Here is a 17,562-nt window from a genome sequence, read left to right as displayed (position 1 = left end):
TCACGCCACCAGCGCCTCTTGCAGCTCATTTAACATCTCATTCAATCCGTTACCCAGCACCTGTCTGGCGCCGAGGATACCACCCTGGTCGGCCAGGCTGGGCACTTCCATGAAATCCCGCGGGGCGATCTCGGCATTGGCGGCAAGGTAGGCGGCGATGGACCGCAGCCACGCCTCCTGCTCGGCGTTGTACTCGCGCCCGGCCTTCTTCTCGCGGCCCAGCCAGAGGTTGAAGCGGCGCTCCACCACGGCATCGATGGGCTCCAGGGTGTCGGTCTGCCCCAGGGCATAGCGCACCAGGCTGACCACCTCGGTGAGCTGCTCATCTACCGGAGCACCTCGCACCTGAGAGGCCTCCAGCCGCTTGTAGGCCTGCCAGACGTTGGCCACCGCCAGGTGAGGAGGCTTCTCCAGCATCGCATTGACCAGCTCGCGGATGGCGGCATAGGTGAGCCGCTGCTGGCCCAGCGGCTGGTTGTAGAGGATCTGCAGGGCGGTCAACTCGTCGCGGTGCTCCTCGATGAAGGCCTTGAAGCTTCTGATGGTCTGCTCGGCCCGCTGATGGTCGAAGTCGGCGTGCACCAGAGCATCGGTGGTCACCTCGTCGATGACGATATCGCGCTTCTGCTTGATCTCCTTGAGCAGGGTGCGCAGCGCCGGCTTGTCGAAGGGCCGGCAGGCCTCGTCCAGCCGCTCCTGTACCACGGCCTGCTCCTGCTCCGGCGTGGGAGCCGGTCCATGCCGCTCGGTGATGGCGGCCTGTTGGCTGTCCGGGTCGATGGCATCGAGCAGCCGGTTGGCCAGCTGGCGAGGCGTCTGGCCACCGCTGGCCTCGGCCAGGCGGGTGCGGCCCTCATCGGTCAGCTTGCGATCCAGGGCGGCCAGGCGAGCCGCCAGGGAAGAGACAGCGTCCTCGTCGCGTCGGCCCATGGCCACCTGTTCCAGCAGGGCATCGAAGCTGAGCGTAGGCTTGCGCTCTAGGGGCTGGCTGGCGTTCTTCTTCGATTCCGTCACCCCCACGGCATCGATCAGGATGAAGCGTGTCTTGGATTCGGCGTCCGGCGTCACCGCCTTGAGGTCGGCATCGGGGATAGTGCGCACGCCGCGGCCCTTCATCTGCTCGTAGTAGCCCTCGGACTTCACGTCGCGCATGAAGATCAGCACCTCCACCGGCTTGATGTCGGTGCCGGTGGCGATCATGTCCACGGTGACGGCGACCCGCGGCATGGGGTCGACCCGGAACGCCTTGATCAGCGCCTTGGGGTCTTCGCCGCTGTTGCGGTAGGTGATCTTCTTGGCGAAGTCGTTGCCCTCGCCGAACACCTCGCGCACGGCGAGGACGATCTCTTCGGCGTGGTTGTCATCCTTGGCGAAGATCAGCGTCTTGGGCAGCCACTCCCCCGTGCGCTCCGGGAAGAGCTCGGTGAACACCCGGTCTCGGTAGGTCTGCAGCACGGTGCGGATCTGGTTGGGGTTCACCACCGAACGGTCGAGCTCCTTGCCGGTGTATTCGAACTCCTCATCCAGGGTCTCGTAGCGCAGCCGCCGGGTGCGCCGATCACGCACCGGTACCTGGTAGCCCACGTCGCCGGGCTCCACCTTGCCGCCCTCCTCGGTGACCCGGGTGCGGATGCGGTAGATCTCGTAGCCGACATTGACGCCATCGGCCACCGAGCGTTCGTAGGGGTACTCCGCCACCAGGTTCTGGTTGAAGAAGCCCAGGGTGTGCTTGGAGGGGGTCGCGGTCAGGCCGATCAGCGAGGCGTCGAAGTACTCCAGCACCTGGCGCCACAGGCCATATATAGAGCGGTGACACTCGTCGGTGATGATGAAGTCGAAGGTCTCGATGGGGATCTCGGGGTTGTAGCCGAGGGGCAGCGGCTCCCCCTGCTCGCCCTCCCACTGTTCGAAGGCCGAGGCCTCCTCGTCGGCCTCGTCCAACGGCTTGCCGCGTAGCATGGCATAGAGGCGCTGGATGGTGGTGATCACCACCTTGGCATCAGGGTCGATGTGGTGCCCGTGCAGGTGCTGAACGATGTAGGTGTGGGTGAAGCGGTTGGCCGCACCCACCGGTTGGAAGTTCTGAAACTCCTTAAGGGTCTGATCGCCGAGGTTGTTTCGGTCCACCAGAAACAGGATCCGCTTGGCCCCGGCATGGCGAATCAGCCGGTAGGAAAAGCTGCAGGCGGTGAAGGTTTTGCCCGCCCCGGTGGCTAGCTGAATCAGCGCCCGCAGGCGGTCCACCGCCAGCGATCTCTCTACGCCCTGGATGGCCTCGATCTGACAATCACGCAGCCCCTTAGTCTCAAGCGGGGGCATATTGCGCAGCCGGTCACGCAGGGTGTCTGGTTGGCGTAGCCACTCGCGCAGCGTTTCCGGGCGGTGGAAGGCGAACAGGCGGCGGGAACGCGGCTTGGGATCGCGCAGGTTGCAGAAGAAGGTCTCGTCCCCGGTGCTCTCGTAGTGGTAGACGAGCCGCTGCTCCCAGCGTGCCAGGTGCTCAGGCAACTGGGCCACGTACTTGGCCGACTGCTCGGCCACGCCGCTGAGCGTCACCCCGGCCTTCTTGGCCTCGATAACGCCTGCCGCTTTGCCGTCGATGAACAGCAGGTAGTCGCAGTAACCAGCGGGCAGGTGGAACTCCCGCACGGCCACCCCCAGCGCCGCCTGTCGGTCGAAGTCGCTTCTGTCCTGAATCACCCAGCCCGCATCGCGCAGCAGCTGGTCGATCTTGGTCCTGGCCTGCTCTTCCGGTTGTTGCACAGCGTTCCCCTTCATTCCCTGGTCATCGCGTGGGTGCTCCCACGTCTGCTCTGGCAACCCTTCCCTGGCAGCCCTGATCAGCCGGCAGCCCTTGCTCAGTGCCTTGCGGTCGCACATGCCGAAAAGGTGCTACCCCAAGAGTACCGGCTAATGCGCAGGTTTTCCTGTTGGAGCTAAGGCCGTTGAGCCCTGGTTGATGATAGCCACAATTGCCTGCGAACCGGCGCCGGTTGAGATCGTGCGTTGCCACCTCAGCCCTCAGCTGGCAAAGCGCTGATGCTATAGACCCTCTGCAAGCCCTCCCGCACGGGCAGAGAACGTCTCCACTGCGTCTGTATCCAGGTGGGCATAAGCTGCCGAGTCTTGTCCCGTGCCTTGTCATCCATGGTGACCTTAACCCCCACAACGATCAATTCGCTATTAGACACGCTGCTGCAGGCCTTGCAAATCTGAACTCCAGTCGTGCCTTCAGCCTGCTCTTCACCGCTTCGTTCAGCTGTGTCTCACTTCCGCACTTGCATTGCATGATCATTGTCCTCTTCGTCGATTACCAGCAGCGCCGTGGAGCGCTGCTGTGCTTCCTGACTTCTCCAGAGCCCCGACGGGCAGTTGTGAGCCCACACGCATCAACGACGGCTTGTATCGAAAGCCCGCATCCCCAGTCCGTACTGCTTCGTGTCGGCCTTGCACAGGTACGACGCCCGGTAGAAGGCCTGCTGGAAGCTCTCGGCATCACCTCGATCGATCCAGTACACCGGGTTCTGCGGGACATGAATCCAGGGTTCCTGGGGGTTCCACGCCACCCCCAGCGCGCTGTACCAGGCCCGGGAGACTCGGCTGAAGAGATTTTCGTTGGGGGAGCCCACCCTGCCGGGCAGGTGATAGGCATCGCGGTTAAGGATCAGGAAGAAGTGATAGTGCGGCTTGCCATTTTCTCCTACCTCACGGCACCAGACGTAGCGCACCTTGGTATCTGGCGCCCATCCTCTCCGGCGCTTTATTTCACGCTCGTGCTTGATAATGGCTTTGAAGGAAGCGATGAATTTCCGGATCAGCAACTGATGGTCCTGCAGCGTCATCCTGTCGCTGATCGCGGTAGGTATGACCGGGTCGACCCGGAAAGCCAGCACTCGAGGGTAATCGCTGATGGCTCGCTCTAGCGTGTCTTGGAGCGCCTGTAAGTATTCACGCACCATGGGTAAGGCCCTCTCTTGGACATCCATCCCGTTGAACGAGGTGGAGTGAGTCAGGTGAAGGTTGGGATTGGTGGGGTGTCTGGTAGTCATTTTCAAATCTCGAGTGACATGAGTAAACGCCGATGCCTTGTCGGTCATCGGCGCTGATATCAGGCACGATTAATCCTCCAGCTGATGCTGGATTCAGGGTTGGTAGGTGGGTGGATGTAGCTGTTGCTGTGACTCTTCCCTTGCTCGCTTGGATTCGGGACTGAAGGCCCCTCTCTGCTCTCTTGATTAGGGTAATAACAATTAAACAAGGGCCGGAAATGCTGATGCGAGGACCAGCAAATGCAGGTGGGCTCTGATGGACCAACGGGGATGTAGGCGGATTTTCCGCTCTTCCATTACATCATTTATTTCTAAATCAAAGAGTGCTAGATGGACTCGCTATCCCGGCATTCGATGCCGTGTTGAATCCATGCCACTACCTCACTCTCGACCCAGGCCACGGCCCGGGAACCAAGCCTGATGGGCTTGGGGAAAAGACCAAGGTTCATGTATTTGTAGACTGTGGACCTACCGAGACCGGTGCGATCCATGACTTCCTTGATGCGGACCAGTTTCATGCTCATGACGAACTCCTGTTATTCGTTCATGAGATGAGGGCAGCGAGTATTATTTTATTGGAGACCAGAACAGCTATTCTCGCTTGATACCACTACTGCCTTGCAGTAGTGGGGCCGTCAGAGCTATTCCTATTACCTGGGACAAAATCCGACGCTACGGACAGTCTAAAAAGAATCCCTCTCCGTAAGTGGCTGCAGAAAGGGCTCTTTGGAGACTGGACGAAACCGGCGCCCGAATCGCTAGCGAGGTACGGGAGCCATTGGGGGCGAGTCCCCGAGATCACGATGCTGGTTTAGCCATGTCGTCATGTCACTCTTGACGGCGGGGTGCAATATGGCGATTGCATAGACAGGGCGCTTCTGATCGGCTCCTCGCTGCCTAAACCCTTGAACCTTCAAACGGGTTAGGCCGTACACCGGATCAGGTGTCAGGCTGTAGGTCAGCTCACGTAGTCGCTCGCCGTGATTCGTCACTCCTTCCAAATAATACTTGATCTCGACGGCAAGGTGATGGGCCAGAGAGTAAAGCAAGCTGACATAGGGGGCATGAGTAGCAGCTGCCTCCGCATCTCCATCAGCTTGGGTAAAATCCGCGCCAGCGTCACCATCAGAGCTTACTGCGCCATCAGAGGAAGGCTCTGTACTCTCTTGCTGGTCGGTGGCCCGAGGCCTTCCGGGGAAGTCTTTGGCTACTGCATCCATCACCTTGGCGACAGGATGATCCCAACTCTGGTTTCTCGAACCCAGCGTGTCCCAGCCGGTTGATAGGAGCTGCTCAGCGTAGCCATGCAGGCGGGCCAGCAACCAGTTGGCAGCGTTAGCGTCGTAAGCCTCGACCAGTTCTTTCGCGAGTGGCCCAGGGTCACAGTATTTCGACAACAAGGCACGTGCATGCTGTTCCACTGTTCCCCTGACTTCTAACTTCCGATCCCTGTCCGGGGCTTGCGCTCGATAGTGAGCCACCACGAACAACGCTTCCACCATGCCGTTGATCACAGTGCGCTTTTCCTGCTTCCCTCCATGCCTAGAGAGCAAAATAACGCCCATCTCAGTACGGCTTTCAGGCCTAATGAGGCGATGGTCCAGATCGAGAACGAAAATCGAGGTCATCTGGCAGCCGAGCAGCCGCCCCAGCCGGCCCGGCTGGTGGTATGCCAGGACCTTTTGAGCTCGAAGCTTAGAAATCTGGCTCTGTAACTGGATACGACTCATGCCGGTGAAGTGCCCCAGGCGGGTATAGCTCAAGCCGGTCACTCGCCCAGAACCATCGGCATGAGCCAAGAGAACGGCTATGAGCCAGCGATTGGCCGCGGTCAAACGACACCGGCGCTCATCAGGCGAGAGAAGGTTAGAGTTACTGGCATCGCAAGGCGGCTGCGCTACTGACGCAGAGGAATAAGAGGCGCATCCGCTCAGAACGTGCTCTATCTCGCGATGGTGAGGTGTGTCCAACACAGCCAGGCGCCCCAAGTCGTATCGCACGTCAGCGGCAATGCGGTACTCGGTGAGGGGCCTTCCCCGCTTCTGAGGCACCGGGCGGGGCACCATCACACCACTAGCTTTCAGCATGCGCATTAGTCGGCCCCACTGCTGCGTCGTTGTGCCAAGACGCTGGCTTAGTGTTTGCACATGGCAAATGGTGCGCTGGTCCAGGCCGATAACCCGCGACCACTGCCAAAGCAGCCAGCGTGCCTCGGGGGGCAGCGGCCTGCTTGGCTTGGGGCGCCGTCGCTCATCCGCCTCGGAAGGTGGTTCAGGAGGCAGCCAGTAATCCTCAAAAGAGTAGTACAGCAGGGAGATGGTCATACCGCCAGAATAGCAGATCATGAAGCGATTTAATCGCCGCAAAACATACAGGGCAAGGTGGATATAGATCACAATGTGACGTGTCATTGTGATGCTACATTGTGATACTTGCTGACAGTGGTTATCCTGAGGTCAGTGAATGGTCCATGATTCTTTCTTCACCACCTGGAGATCACCGCATTGCGACCCACCTGGTTGACCTGGCTTAACCCTGACGACCATGGACAGCTCGCCTGGGCGGGACAGTATTTGGCTCGCAAGGGGTATCCCGGCGTCCTCCCCATCAATGGGTATCCGCTCGATGGCGTTGCCTTCATCGAGGCCATGGCGCGTTATGAACAAGACCGGGCCTTTCGCTACTGGGTGGACAAGATGCGTGCTGCCTGGCGACAGAAGCAGTACCGCACCCGAAACGGCCAGCAGGTTGCCTTTCAACTCCCCGGCCAAGTCCGAAAGGAGCTGGCTCGCTTGGCCAAAGCGCGCGGGTTGTCGAGGGTTGAGACCCTTAGGCAGGTGATCAGTGAGGCAGCTGGACAACACGACCAAGAAAGGGAAGCGGCAAAGAAGACCAGGAAGGAGTGCCAGGAGCTGAAGGCCAAGCACGAGGAAATGACTGGGTTATATCGCCGCACCATTAACGACCTCTTGGAATCCCTGGCCGAAGAATTACATGAGCGGTACCGTCTTCAAGCGCTGCTGGGAGATTTGACTGACGAGTCGTTAGATGACGAGATGATCGGCAAGTACACCGCACTAATCGACATGCGAAAAAAAGAAGTTAAGACAGCACTGCCTGAACTGAAGCTCATGCGCCTTGGCCTCCCCCGCTTTGAGCAGCGTTTGCAGACCCTTGCCAACAAACTGCATCCTGAGGGCTAGACGAGTGCATTGCAGTCTCATGCGCTTGAATCTACATCCTAGGTATCATCACGTGGCTATCGCTCAGGCACGGGCTTGGTAGATATGCTAGATGGCTGCTGTATACTCGCTGGCCATTCCGCCTCGAGACCGGCTGAACGAGCAGTCGAGGTCGAGCAGTCGAGCAGTCGAGGTCGAGCAGTCGAGCAGTCGAGCAGTCGAGCAGTCGAGCAGCCTCAGCCAAACGGGGAGTACTCTGGGGAGTAAAGTCACGCTCGGCAGTTCAAATTACCCACAAACGCTTGATTGGATTATGAAAATTAATCACGGTCTATTTTCAGATCCAGAATATCGAGTGACACGACCATGAAGGCGAACCGGGCAGTGCCTTGTCGAAGGCATCCATCCAGCATCATGGGGTGGCTACGACGGCTGGCACTGGCCGTCTGCCTCGCGGTGCCCCTGCCGGGCTGGGGGCAGGTCGAGGGGCCCGAGGGGGCCAGAGACATCATCGTCGTCGGTGGCGATCACTATCACCCGCCCTACGAGTTTCTCGACGATGACGGCGAGCCGGCCGGCTACAACGTGGAGCTGACCCAGGCCATCGCCGAGGTGATGGGCATCGAGGTGCGCATCGAGCTCAAGCCATGGAGCGAGGTGCGCCGGGGGCTGGAGCAGGGGGAGATCGACATTCTCCAGGGCATGTCGTTCTCCGAGGCGCGCACCGAACAGTTCGATTTCGCCCCGCCCCACGCCATCGTCCATCAGTCGATCTTCGCCCGCCGCGGCGACCCGGTGGTCGAGGTCGAGGAGCTGCGCGGCAAGGAGGTGTTGGTCCAGCGCGGCGACATCATGCACGACTACCTGATCGAACATGACATCGGCGCCGTGGTGATCCCCGTGGATACCCACGCCGATGCGCTGCGGGCGCTGGCCGCCGGCCAGCACGACTACGCCCTGGTGGCCAACCTGCCGGCGCTCTACCTCAGCCGCGAGCTGGGCCTGACCAACCTGGTGCCGGTGGCGCGGCCCTTTTCGCTGCGCTACGGCTACGCGGTGCGCCAGGGCGACGCCAACCTGCTGGCCAAGTTCAGCGAGGGGCTGGCCATCCTCAAGAACACCGGCCGCCACCAGGCTATCTACGACCGCTGGCTGGGGCCATTGGAGGGCGGCGAGGGCTTCCCCTGGCACCGGGTCGGCCAGGTCGGCGCGGCGCTCTCGGCGCTGCTGCTGCTGATCCTGGGCGTCATCGTGATCTGGAACCGCCTGCTCAAGCGTGAGGTGGCGGCGCGCACCGAGGAGCTGCGGCTGCACCAGCAGCAGCTGATCCAGGCCGACAAGATGGCGTCGCTCGGCGTGCTGGTCTCGGGGGTGGCCCACGAGATCAACAACCCCAGCAGCCTGCTGCTGCTGAACCTGCCGGTGCTGCGCGACGCCTGGGCCGACGCCGAGCCGATCCTCGAAGCGCACTACCGCCGCCACGGCGACTTCCCGTTCGGCGGGCTGCCCTATTCGCGCATGCGCGAGGAGATCCCCGGCATGATCGATGACATGCAGGAGGGTACCCGGCGCATCAAGCGCATCGTCGGCGACCTCAAGGATTTCGCCCGCCAGGGCGGCAGCGCTCAGGCCGAACTCTTCGATCTCAACGAGGTGGTGGCCACCGCCGTGCGCCTGGTGGACAATTCGATCCGCAAGGCGACCGGCCGCTTCGAGGCCCACTATGCCGACGACCTGCCGCCGCTGGTCGGCAACGCTCAGCGCATCGAGCAGGTGGTGATCAACCTGGTGCTGAACGCCTGTCAGGCGCTGGAGAACCCTGCCCAGGGCATCCGCCTGACGACGCGTCACGAGCGCAGCGAGGGCCGGGTGCTGGTGGAGGTGTGCGACGAGGGGTGCGGCATCGCCCCCGAGGACATGCACCGGCTGACGGACCCCTTCTTCACCACCCGCCGCGAGTGCGGCGGCACCGGGCTGGGCCTCTCCGTCTCCGCCAGTATCGTCAGCGAGCACCAGGGCGGCCTGACCTTCGACTCCCGGCCCGGCCACGGTACCCGGGCCGTGCTGTCGCTGCCAACCAGGCCGGCCGATGCGACGTCGACCAGCACGCCCCAGACCCGTGAGCAGGAGACAGACGCACCATGAGCACGCCCCTGACCACACCGCCCCTCTACCCCGCATTCGGCGTGCTGCTGGTCGACGACGAACCCTCCTTCCTGCGCAGCCTGAGCATCGCCCTGGAGCGCAGCGGCGGCATCAACCACATTCACCGCTGCCAGGACAGCCGCGAGGTCATGGACATCCTGGCGCGGGAGAACATCGGCCTGGTGACCCTGGACCTGACCATGCCCCACCTGTCGGGCGAGGAGCTGCTGGCGCGCATCGTCGAGGAGTATCCCGACATCGGCGTGATCGTCATCAGCGGCCTCAATCAGGTGGAAACCGCGGTCAACTGCATCAAGCTCGGGGCCTTCGACTACTTCGTCAAGACCGACGAGGAGAGCCGGCTCATCGAAGGCATCCGCCGCGCCATTCGCCTGCAGGAGCTGAGCCAGGAGAACCAGGCGCTGCGTCGGCGCGTGCTCTGCGACACCCTGGAGCGGCCCGAGGCCTTCGCCCATATCGTCACCGCCGACAAGGCGATGCGCGCGGTCTTCCAGTATCTGGAATCGGTGGCGCTGACCCGTCAGCCCATCCTGATCACCGGCGAGAGCGGCGTGGGCAAGGAGCTGATCGCCCGGGCCGCCCATGCCCTGAGCGGCTGCAGCGGGCCGCTGGTGTGCGTCAACGTGGCCGGCCTCGACGACAACGTCTTCGCCGACACGCTGTTCGGTCACCAGCGTGGGGCCTTCACCGGCGCCGACCAGCCGCGGGCCGGCATGATCGAGCAGGCCGCGGGCGGCACCCTGCTGCTCGACGAGATCGGCGATCTCAGCCCGGCCTCCCAGGTGAAGCTGCTGCGCCTGCTCCAGGAGGGCGAGTACTACCCGCTGGGCAGCGACCGGCCCAAGCGGCTGCAGGCCCGGGTGCTGGTGGCGACCCACCACGACCTGGCCGAGAAGCAGCGCACGGGCGCCTTCCGCAAGGACCTCTACTATCGCCTGCGCACGCATCAGATACACATTCCGCCGCTGCGCCAGCGCAAGCAGGACATTCCTCTGCTGCTGGACCACTTCCTGACCGAAGCGGCCGAGGAGCTCGGCAAGCGCAAGCCAAGCCATCCCCCCGAGCTGGAGATCCTGCTCGGCGAGTACGCCTTTCCCGGCAACGTGCGCGAGCTGCGCGCCATGGTCTATGACGCCATGAGCCTGCACCGCAGCCACACGCTCTCCATGGAGTCGTTCAAGCGTGCCATCGGCCAGCCGGGAGCGGTGGTTCCCACACACCAGCCCAGCCCAGGGCCCGTGTTCGCTGCCGACGAGCCGCTGCCCACCCTGGAAGCGGTCGCCGAGGCGCTGGTGGAGGAGGCGCTGCGCCGCGCCGAAGGCAATCAGTCGATCGCCTCGCGCTGGCTGGGCATCTCGCAGCCCGCCTTGAGCAAGCGGCTGAAGAAGCGCCGCACGGAAGGGTCATAACCTGGGTTATAACGATAACTTGAGTTATAGCTCTTTTTTGTCCTTCCAGTTCAATCAGTTAGCTTTATCTCTTAACCCCTCTAGAACCTGGGTTATAGCGCTGACGATGGCGCAAAGCCTCACCCTCTTGAATTTTTTCTCTCTGAATCAATAGGTTGCAGGAAAGCAGCGGAATGGCATGGAACTTGCGATGACAACCGGCCCGCTTACGGTGGGCCCAGTCGCAAAAACATCAGCAAGAGGTTCCAGTTCCATGCCAAGAATAACGATACCCACCGCCACTCCCCGGTCCGTGCTGCCCCACGTCGCGCCCGAGCGGAGGAACGCCTGATGCTCGATCTGATCAACGACCTGCTGTGGGGCAAGGTGCTCATCGCCCTGCTGATCGCCGTCGGCGTCGGCTTCACCCTGAGCTCGCGCTTCGTCCAGTTTCGCTATTTCGCCCGCATGTTCCGCATCCTCGGCGCCAGCCAGGCGTTCAAGCGTGACAAGCACGGCCACCTGAGCTCCTTCCAGGCGCTGCTGCTCTCCATTGCCGGTCGCGTCGGCGGCGGCAACATCGCCGGCGTGGCAGTGGCCATCACCCTCGGCGGCCCCGGGGCGATCTTCTGGATGTGGCTGGTCGGCCTGATGGGCATGGCCACCAGCTTCCTCGAGTGCACCCTGGCCCAGGCCTACAAGACGGCCCAGCCGGACGGCACCTACCGCGGCGGACCGGCCTACTACATTGCCCGCGGCCTCGGTAGCCGCTGGAAGTGGCTGGCCGCGCTCTACTCGGTGCTGCTGCTGGTCACCTTCGGTTTCGGCTTCACCGCGCTGCAGTCCTATGCCGTGGCCACCTCCTTCGACGACGCCTTCGGCATTCCGGTGCTCTATACCGGGATCGGCATGGCCGCGGTGGTCGGCCTGATCATCTTCGGCGGCATCAAGCGCATCGCCCGGGTGACCGAGGTGCTGGTGCCGGTCATGGCGGTGGGCTACCTGCTGATTGCCTTCGTGGTACTGGGCATGAACCTGCCGCGCATCCCCGAGGTCTTCCTGCTGATCGTCAACAGCGCCTTCGGCCTGGAGCCGGCGGTGGGTGGCGGTATCGGCGCCGCCATCATGATGGGGGTCAAGCGCGGCCTGTTCTCCAACGAGGCGGGCCTGGGCAGCGCGCCCAACGTCGCCGCGGTGGCCTATGTGCCGCACCCGGCCAACCAGGGGGTCGTGCAGGCCTTCTCGGTGTTCATCGACACCCTGATCATCTGCTCGGCCACCGCCTTCATCATCCTGCTCAGCGGCGCCTACGACCCGGCCAGCGGTGCCGATATCGGCGGCGTGGCGCTGACCCAGGTCTCGCTGGCCGACCACGTGGGCGAATGGGGCCGCAGCTTCGTCAGCGTGGCGCTGCTGCTGTTCGGCTTCAGCACCATTCTCTACAACTACTACCTGGGCGAGAACAGCCTCAACTACTTCAGCGATGGCAACGTCACGCTGTTCAACCTGTTCCGCATCGCGATCGTCGCGCTTTGCGCCTGGGGTGCGCTGACCGACCTGGGCACGGTGTTCGCCTTCGCCGACGTGACCATGGGCTTCCTGGCGCTGGCCAACCTCATCGCCCTGCTCATGCTGTTCAAGCCTGGGCTGCGCCTGATGCGCGACTTCGACGAGCAGATCCGCGCCGGCATCCGCCACCCGGTGTTCGATGCCCAGAAGTTCGCCGACCTCGACATCGATCCCGCCGCCTGGGAGATCGAGCCCGAGGACATCGAGCGCCTCAAGCGTTACGGCGCAGCGGCACCGACCGCCGGCCAGCCGGCGAAGTAGCGGTGCGATACCCTCTGTCACGGCCTGCGGCCGGCCCCGATGCTTCGGGGCCGGCCGTTGGGGCCCAGAGCATGCGAACCCTGCCGGAAAGGGAAGACATGCAGGCCTGGCTGGAGAGCATCCATGCCCGGGCCCGCTCCCGGCTCGGCAGCGGCCGGGTCGCCAGCTACATCCCGGCGCTGGCCGAACAGGACCCGGAACGGCTCGGCATCGCCGTGTGCACCAACGACGGAACGCTGTATGCCGCCGGGGACGCCGAGACGCCCTTCTCGATCCAGAGCATCGCCAAGGTGCTGCTGCTCACCCTTGCCCTGCGTACCCACGGCGAAGCGCTGTGGCAGCGGGTGGGCCTGAATCCGTCGGGCATGCCCTTCAACTCCCTGGCCCAGCTCGAGGCCGAACGGGGCAAGCCGCGCAACCCCTTCATCAATGCCGGCGCCATCGTGGTCACGGATCGCCTGGTCAGCGCCTTTGCCACCCCGGACAAGCACCTGCAGGACGTGGCCCGGCGGCTGGCGGGCAACGCCAGGATCCTGATCGACGACGAGGTGCTGGACTCCGAGTGGCAGCACCGTTCGCGCAACGCCGCCATGGCCTATCTGATGAAGGCCTTCGGCAACCTGGACAACGACGTCGACGAGGTGTTGCGCACCTACTTCTCCTGCTGTGCGCTGGCCATGAGCTGCACCGACCTGGCCGTGGCCATGAACTTCCTGGCGGCCGACGGCGAGGCCCGCGCCATGGGCGAGCGCTTCGTCTCGCCGGGGCTGACACGTCGCATCAATGCGATCATGGCGACCTGCGGCATGTACGACGCGGCGGGGGATTTCGCCTATCGCGTCGGGCTGCCGGCGAAGAGCGGCGTGGGCGGCGGCATCGTCGCCGTGGTGCCGGGACGGATGACGGTCTGCGCCTGGTCGCCGGCCCTCGACGACAACGGCAATTCCGTGGCCGCCCAGTACGCCCTGGAACTGTTCGCCGAGGAGCTCGATCCGGCTGGGATCAGCGTGCCCCGGGGATGATCTCGAGCTGATAGCCGGCGGCGAGCTGATAGTTTTTCTCCTGCTCGAGGGCGCCCAACAGCAGGGCGCTGCCGGTCAAGCCGCCGGGCAATGTCACGAGGAGAACATCGCCCTCGACGCCCAGGGTAACGTCATCGGGCGGCGTTTCAGGTCGGGAGTGGTTGAGTATTGCCGCCAGACGCAGCAGTCGCGCCAGACGCGCATAGCGCTGGCGTACCGTTGCCGGAAACTCCTTGAGTTCCTTGATGGGGAACTTGCGCCGGTGAGCCCGCACCAGGAAGGCAAGGCCGCGCTGATCCGTGCGCGAGAAGCCCGGCAGGTCGGAATGCTCGAGCAGGTAGGCGCCATGCCGATGGAACTGGCTATGCGAAACGGCCAGTCCTATCTCGTGCAACCTGGCTGCCCAAGCCAACAATTGGCGCTGTTCGTCGCCGAGCTGCCAGGCCTCGGCCACCTGGTCGAAGGCTGCCATGGCACTTGCGACCACGTTGGCAGCCTGGCGCCTGTCGGTGGCATAACGCAGATCGAGACCATCGAGCGTCTTTAGTCGCGAATCCTCCGGGGTGTTACGGCCGATCAGGTCGTAGAGTATGCCCTCGCGCAACGCGCCGTCCGAATAGCGCAGAAACGGCAGGTCGAAGGCTTCGAAAACCGCGCACAGCACCGCCACGCCCGCCGGAAACACTCTGGCGCGATCGGGCTTGAGCCCAACCAGGGCGAGCTGGTCGACATGGCCACAATCGATCAACTGCTGGCGCAACCGAAACAGCGCATCGCGACGAATGATGCCCTCGACGCTCGCCCCCTCGGCGGAGACGATGGCCGCCACGTTGCGGATAGTGCCGCTGGTGCCCACCGGATCCGACCAGCCCAGCTGCAGGAATGGCTGGCGGATACTCTCCACTTCGTACAGCGCTGCGATTTCGGCCTGGCGGAAGCGACTCTCGTCGATTGTGCCCTCGGCAAAGAAACGTCGGGTGTAAGAGACACAACCCATCTCCAGGCTCTCCAGGGCCTGAGGTTCGAACCGCTCACCGATGATGAACTCTGTCGAGCCGCCCCCGATGTCGAGGATGAAGCGGCGGCCATGCACGTCGGCCAGCGAATGCGCCACACCCAGATAGATCAGGCGGGCCTCTTCGCGGCCGGAAACGATCTCCACCTCATGGCCAAGCAGGGCTTCGGCATGGGCAATCAGCTCCTGGCCGTTGCTGGCCATGCGCAGCGTTTGGGTACCGACGATACGCAGGTGCCTGGGGTCGATGTCGGCGACGAACGGCGCAAACCGGGCCAGGCACTCCATGGCGCGCTGCATGGCCTCGTCGCTCAGCCTGAGGTCATCGTCGAGCCCGGCAGCCAGTTGCACCTTCTCGCCGTACTTGGCGGTCACCTGGAAACGTTCGTGCTGATAGTTGGCGACCAACAAGTGGAAGCTGTTGGAGCCCAGATCTATCGCCGCCAGGCGGCGAGGCTCGTCATGAGTCGATGGGGTCATCGGTGGCGAGTTCTTCCTTCAGAGGCCTGCCGAAGCAGACAAGAGCAAAGGGGGTGGCTACGGCCTCAGCCGGAACGGACAACGCCGCTCAGGCCTTCGCTGCATAAGCGTAGAGCAGCGTCTCCTGGGCGCTGATGGCCGGAACGCCCTCTTCGGGCACCTGTTTCACGTAGCGACCGTCAGCGGTCAGTACCCAGGCCTGGCAGTTGTCCACCAGGTAGGTCTCCAGGTCCTTGCGTACCTGCTGTGCCAGCTTCTTGTCGAGGATGGGGAAGCAGGTTTCCACGCGCTGGAACATGTTGCGTTCCATGAAGTCGGCACTCGAAGCCCACACCTCCGGCTTGCCATCGTTGTGGAAGGTGAAGACACGGGTATGCTCGAGGAATCGCCCAACGATCGAGCGTACCTGGATATTCTCTGACACCCCCGCCACACCGGGGCGCAGGCAGCACATGCCACGCACGATCAAGTCGCAGCGCACCCCGGCCTGCGAGGCGCGGTAGAGCGCCCGGATGAGCTGGGGCTCGGTCAGCGAATTGCACTTGATGATCAGGTGCGCCTTCCTGCCTTTCTCGGCGTGCCTGGCCTCGCGCTCGATCATCTTCACCAGCCGGTCATGAAGCACGAATGGCGCATGCAGCAGGGTTTCGATCACCCTGGGCTTGCCCATTCCCGACAGCTGCTGGAAGACCAGATGCACGTCCTCGCACAGCCGCTCATTGGCGGTCAGCAGGCTGTAATCGGTGTAGAGCTTGGCCGTGCGCGAGTGATAGTTGCCGGTGCCCAAGTGGGCGTAGTAACGCAGCCCACCCTTCTCGCGGCGCACGATATGCAGCATCTTGGCGTGGGTCTTGTAGGCCATCACGCCATAAATCACGATGGCACCCGCTTCCTGAAGGCGGGCCGCGAGAAGCAGATTGTCCGCCTCGTCGAAGCGCGCGCGCAGCTCGATCACCACCGTGACCTCCTTGCCGTTGCGAGCGGCCTCGACCAGCGCACTGACGATGGCCGAATCGGCACCGGTACGATACAGCGTCTGCTTGATGGCCAGCACGCCAGGATCGTTGGCCGCCTCGGCCAGCAGGCTCTCGATGGGCGTGAACGATTGAAACGGGTGGTGGAGCAGAATGTCGCCCTGAGCGATCAGGCTGAACAGGCTTTCCTTGCGATTGTTGAGCACCTTGGGCAGCCCGGGAATGAAGGGCTTGTAGAGCAGATCGTGACGCTCGAAATCCCCCAGCAGAGTCATCAACCGACTCAAGTTGACCGGGCCATCCACCAGATAGAGGTCGCGGGGCGCGAGGTTGAACTGGTTGAGCAGAAAGTCGGTGAGATGGGCCGGGCAGTCGTTGACCACCTCCAGGCGCACGCCGTCGCCATAGCGTCGCGCCAGCAGTTCACCCTTGAGGGCCGAGGCGAGATCGGAGATCTCCTCCGTATCCACCGAGAAGTCGGCGTTGCGGGTCAGGCGGAACTGATAGCAGCCGATGATCTTCATGCCGGGGAACAGCTCCTCGGCATGGGCATGGACCATGGAGGAAAGAAAGACGAACTCATCGCAGCCCGGACGACTCAGGTGCGCGGGCAAGCGGATCAGGCGCGGCAACGGTCGCGGGGCGGGCAGGATCGCCAGCCCGCCCTCGCGACCGAATGCATCCTGGCCCTCCAGCTCGACGATGAAATTCAGGCTCTTGTTGACCAGGCGAGGAAAAGGGTGGGAGGGGTCGAGCCCGATCGGACTGATCACCGGCATGATCTCTTCGTCGAAATATTCCCTGACCCACTCCCGCTGGGATGCAGTCCAGCTCTCGCGGCGCAGGAAGAAGATGTTCTGCCGGGCGAGTTCGGGAATCAGCGTCTCGTTGAGAATGCGGTACTGTCGTTCCACCTGCTCATGCACTATGCGAGAAATCTCGTCGAGCAGCTCCGTGGGTCGCATGCCGTCGCTCCCCACCTCGTCGGGATGCAGGGCAATATGCCGCTTGATGCCCGCCACGCGAATCTCGAAAAACTCATCCAGATTGGACGAGAAGATGAGCAGGAACATCAACCGATTGACCAGCGGATGCGACATGTCCAGCGCCTGCTCGAGCACGCGGATATGAAACTGCAGGGTCGACAGCTCGCGATTGAAGTAGAGGCTGGGAGACTTCAGGTCGAGTTCGGATGTGACAGAGGTCGGCTTGGCCCGCACCCCGGTACGGGTGTGATTGATCCGCAGCGGCGTTTCGTCAGGTGTTTCGGTGGCAGGCGCCAAAGGCTCGGGAAGCGCTGCCGCTATCACCTCCTGACTTCGCTGCGCCTCTATCTCCACCATGGTGCTCTGCTCTTCCGGCATGGCCTCTACCCCGCTGCAGCATGACCCCACCTCTCGGCGACATGACGCGCCGTGAGCCTAAGTGACGTTGCGACATACCATACGCAGCCTTT

The 17,562-nt window shown here is 63.0% G+C and carries 11 protein-coding genes; 5 read left to right on the top strand and 6 right to left on the bottom strand.

All coding sequences use genetic code 11. The annotated features are described in order from the left end of the window. From HOP59_RS08205 to HOP59_RS08190, 4 genes are all read right to left on the bottom strand, one after another. Positions 1–2,763 (bottom strand): type I restriction endonuclease subunit R, encoded by a 2,763-nt coding sequence (locus HOP59_RS08205; protein ID WP_234253457.1) that lies wholly within the window; start codon positions 2,761–2,763, stop codon positions 1–3. A gap of 626 nt (positions 2,764–3,389) precedes the next feature. Beyond that, a complete protein-coding gene (locus HOP59_RS08200; protein WP_234253456.1) occupies positions 3,390–4,097 on the bottom strand; it encodes an inovirus Gp2 family protein in 708 nt (235 codons plus the stop codon). Between the two features lie 278 nt (positions 4,098–4,375). Then, positions 4,376–4,573 (bottom strand): helix-turn-helix transcriptional regulator, encoded by a 198-nt coding sequence (locus tag HOP59_RS08195; protein WP_338073324.1) that lies wholly within the window; start codon positions 4,571–4,573, stop codon positions 4,376–4,378. A 234-nt stretch (positions 4,574–4,807) separates the two neighbouring features. Further along, a complete protein-coding gene (locus HOP59_RS08190; RefSeq protein WP_234253455.1) occupies positions 4,808–6,460 on the bottom strand; it encodes a hypothetical protein in 1,653 nt (550 codons plus the stop codon). Positions 6,461–6,553: 93 nt separating this feature from the next. On the opposite strand from HOP59_RS08190, the gene HOP59_RS08185 reads away from it, so the two are divergent. The 5 genes from HOP59_RS08185 to glsB all read left to right on the top strand — a co-directional run bounded on the left by HOP59_RS08185 (position 6,554) and on the right by glsB (position 13,637). Continuing rightward, positions 6,554–7,252, top strand: a complete 699-nt coding sequence (locus tag HOP59_RS08185; RefSeq protein ID WP_234253454.1) for a hypothetical protein — start codon at positions 6,554–6,556, stop codon at positions 7,250–7,252. A 393-nt stretch (positions 7,253–7,645) separates the two neighbouring features. After that, complete coding sequence (locus tag HOP59_RS08180; protein ID WP_234253453.1) at positions 7,646–9,376, top strand: transporter substrate-binding domain-containing protein; 1,731 nt, start codon at positions 7,646–7,648, stop codon at positions 9,374–9,376. Then, the gene (locus HOP59_RS08175; RefSeq protein WP_234253452.1) at positions 9,373–10,806 is read left to right on the top strand and encodes a sigma-54-dependent transcriptional regulator; all 1,434 of its coding nucleotides are present in this window, start codon (positions 9,373–9,375) and stop codon (positions 10,804–10,806) included. The genes HOP59_RS08180 and HOP59_RS08175 overlap by 4 nt, the downstream gene beginning before the upstream one ends. 330 nt (positions 10,807–11,136) lie before the next feature. Then, complete coding sequence (locus HOP59_RS08170; protein WP_086509070.1) at positions 11,137–12,615, top strand: alanine/glycine:cation symporter family protein; 1,479 nt, start codon at positions 11,137–11,139, stop codon at positions 12,613–12,615. Positions 12,616–12,713: 98 nt separating this feature from the next. Beyond that, positions 12,714–13,637 carry a glutaminase B gene (glsB, locus tag HOP59_RS08165; protein ID WP_191224256.1) on the top strand — a complete coding sequence of 308 codons (924 nt, stop codon included), beginning with the start codon at positions 12,714–12,716 and terminating at the stop codon, positions 13,635–13,637. On the opposite strand, the gene HOP59_RS08160 is transcribed toward glsB, so the two are convergent. Beyond that, the gene (locus HOP59_RS08160; RefSeq protein WP_234253451.1) at positions 13,618–15,132 is read right to left on the bottom strand and encodes a Ppx/GppA phosphatase family protein; all 1,515 of its coding nucleotides are present in this window, start codon (positions 15,130–15,132) and stop codon (positions 13,618–13,620) included. The genes glsB and HOP59_RS08160 overlap by 20 nt on opposite strands. A gap of 88 nt (positions 15,133–15,220) precedes the next feature. Next, a complete protein-coding gene (gene ppk1, locus HOP59_RS08155) occupies positions 15,221–17,470 on the bottom strand; it encodes a polyphosphate kinase 1 (RefSeq protein WP_103968758.1) in 2,250 nt (749 codons plus the stop codon). Between the last annotated feature and the right edge of the window lie 92 nt (positions 17,471–17,562).

The organism is Billgrantia aerodenitrificans (assembly GCF_021404405.1).
Taxonomy (GTDB): domain Bacteria; phylum Pseudomonadota; class Gammaproteobacteria; order Pseudomonadales; family Halomonadaceae; genus Halomonas; species Halomonas aerodenitrificans.
Note: the sequence above shows the minus strand (reverse complement) of the source record. Positions and strands in the feature narration are given on the sequence as shown.

Coding starts and splice junctions, on each gene's coding strand:
- HOP59_RS08175 (WP_234253452.1), top strand. CDS start 9,373: ATGAGCACGCCCCTGACCACACCGCCCCTCTACCCCGCATTCGGCGTG.
- HOP59_RS08170 (WP_086509070.1), top strand. CDS start 11,137: ATGCTCGATCTGATCAACGACCTGCTGTGGGGCAAGGTGCTCATCGCC.
- HOP59_RS08160 (WP_234253451.1), bottom strand. CDS start 15,132: ATGACCCCATCGACTCATGACGAGCCTCGCCGCCTGGCGGCGATAGAT.
- HOP59_RS08190 (WP_234253455.1), bottom strand. CDS start 6,460: ATGACACGTCACATTGTGATCTATATCCACCTTGCCCTGTATGTTTTG.
- ppk1 (WP_103968758.1), bottom strand. CDS start 17,470: ATGCCGGAAGAGCAGAGCACCATGGTGGAGATAGAGGCGCAGCGAAGT.
- HOP59_RS08195 (WP_338073324.1), bottom strand. CDS start 4,573: ATGAGCATGAAACTGGTCCGCATCAAGGAAGTCATGGATCGCACCGGT.
- glsB (WP_191224256.1), top strand. CDS start 12,714: ATGCAGGCCTGGCTGGAGAGCATCCATGCCCGGGCCCGCTCCCGGCTC.
- HOP59_RS08180 (WP_234253453.1), top strand. CDS start 7,646: ATGGGGTGGCTACGACGGCTGGCACTGGCCGTCTGCCTCGCGGTGCCC.
- HOP59_RS08200 (WP_234253456.1), bottom strand. CDS start 4,097: ATGACCGACAAGGCATCGGCGTTTACTCATGTCACTCGAGATTTGAAA.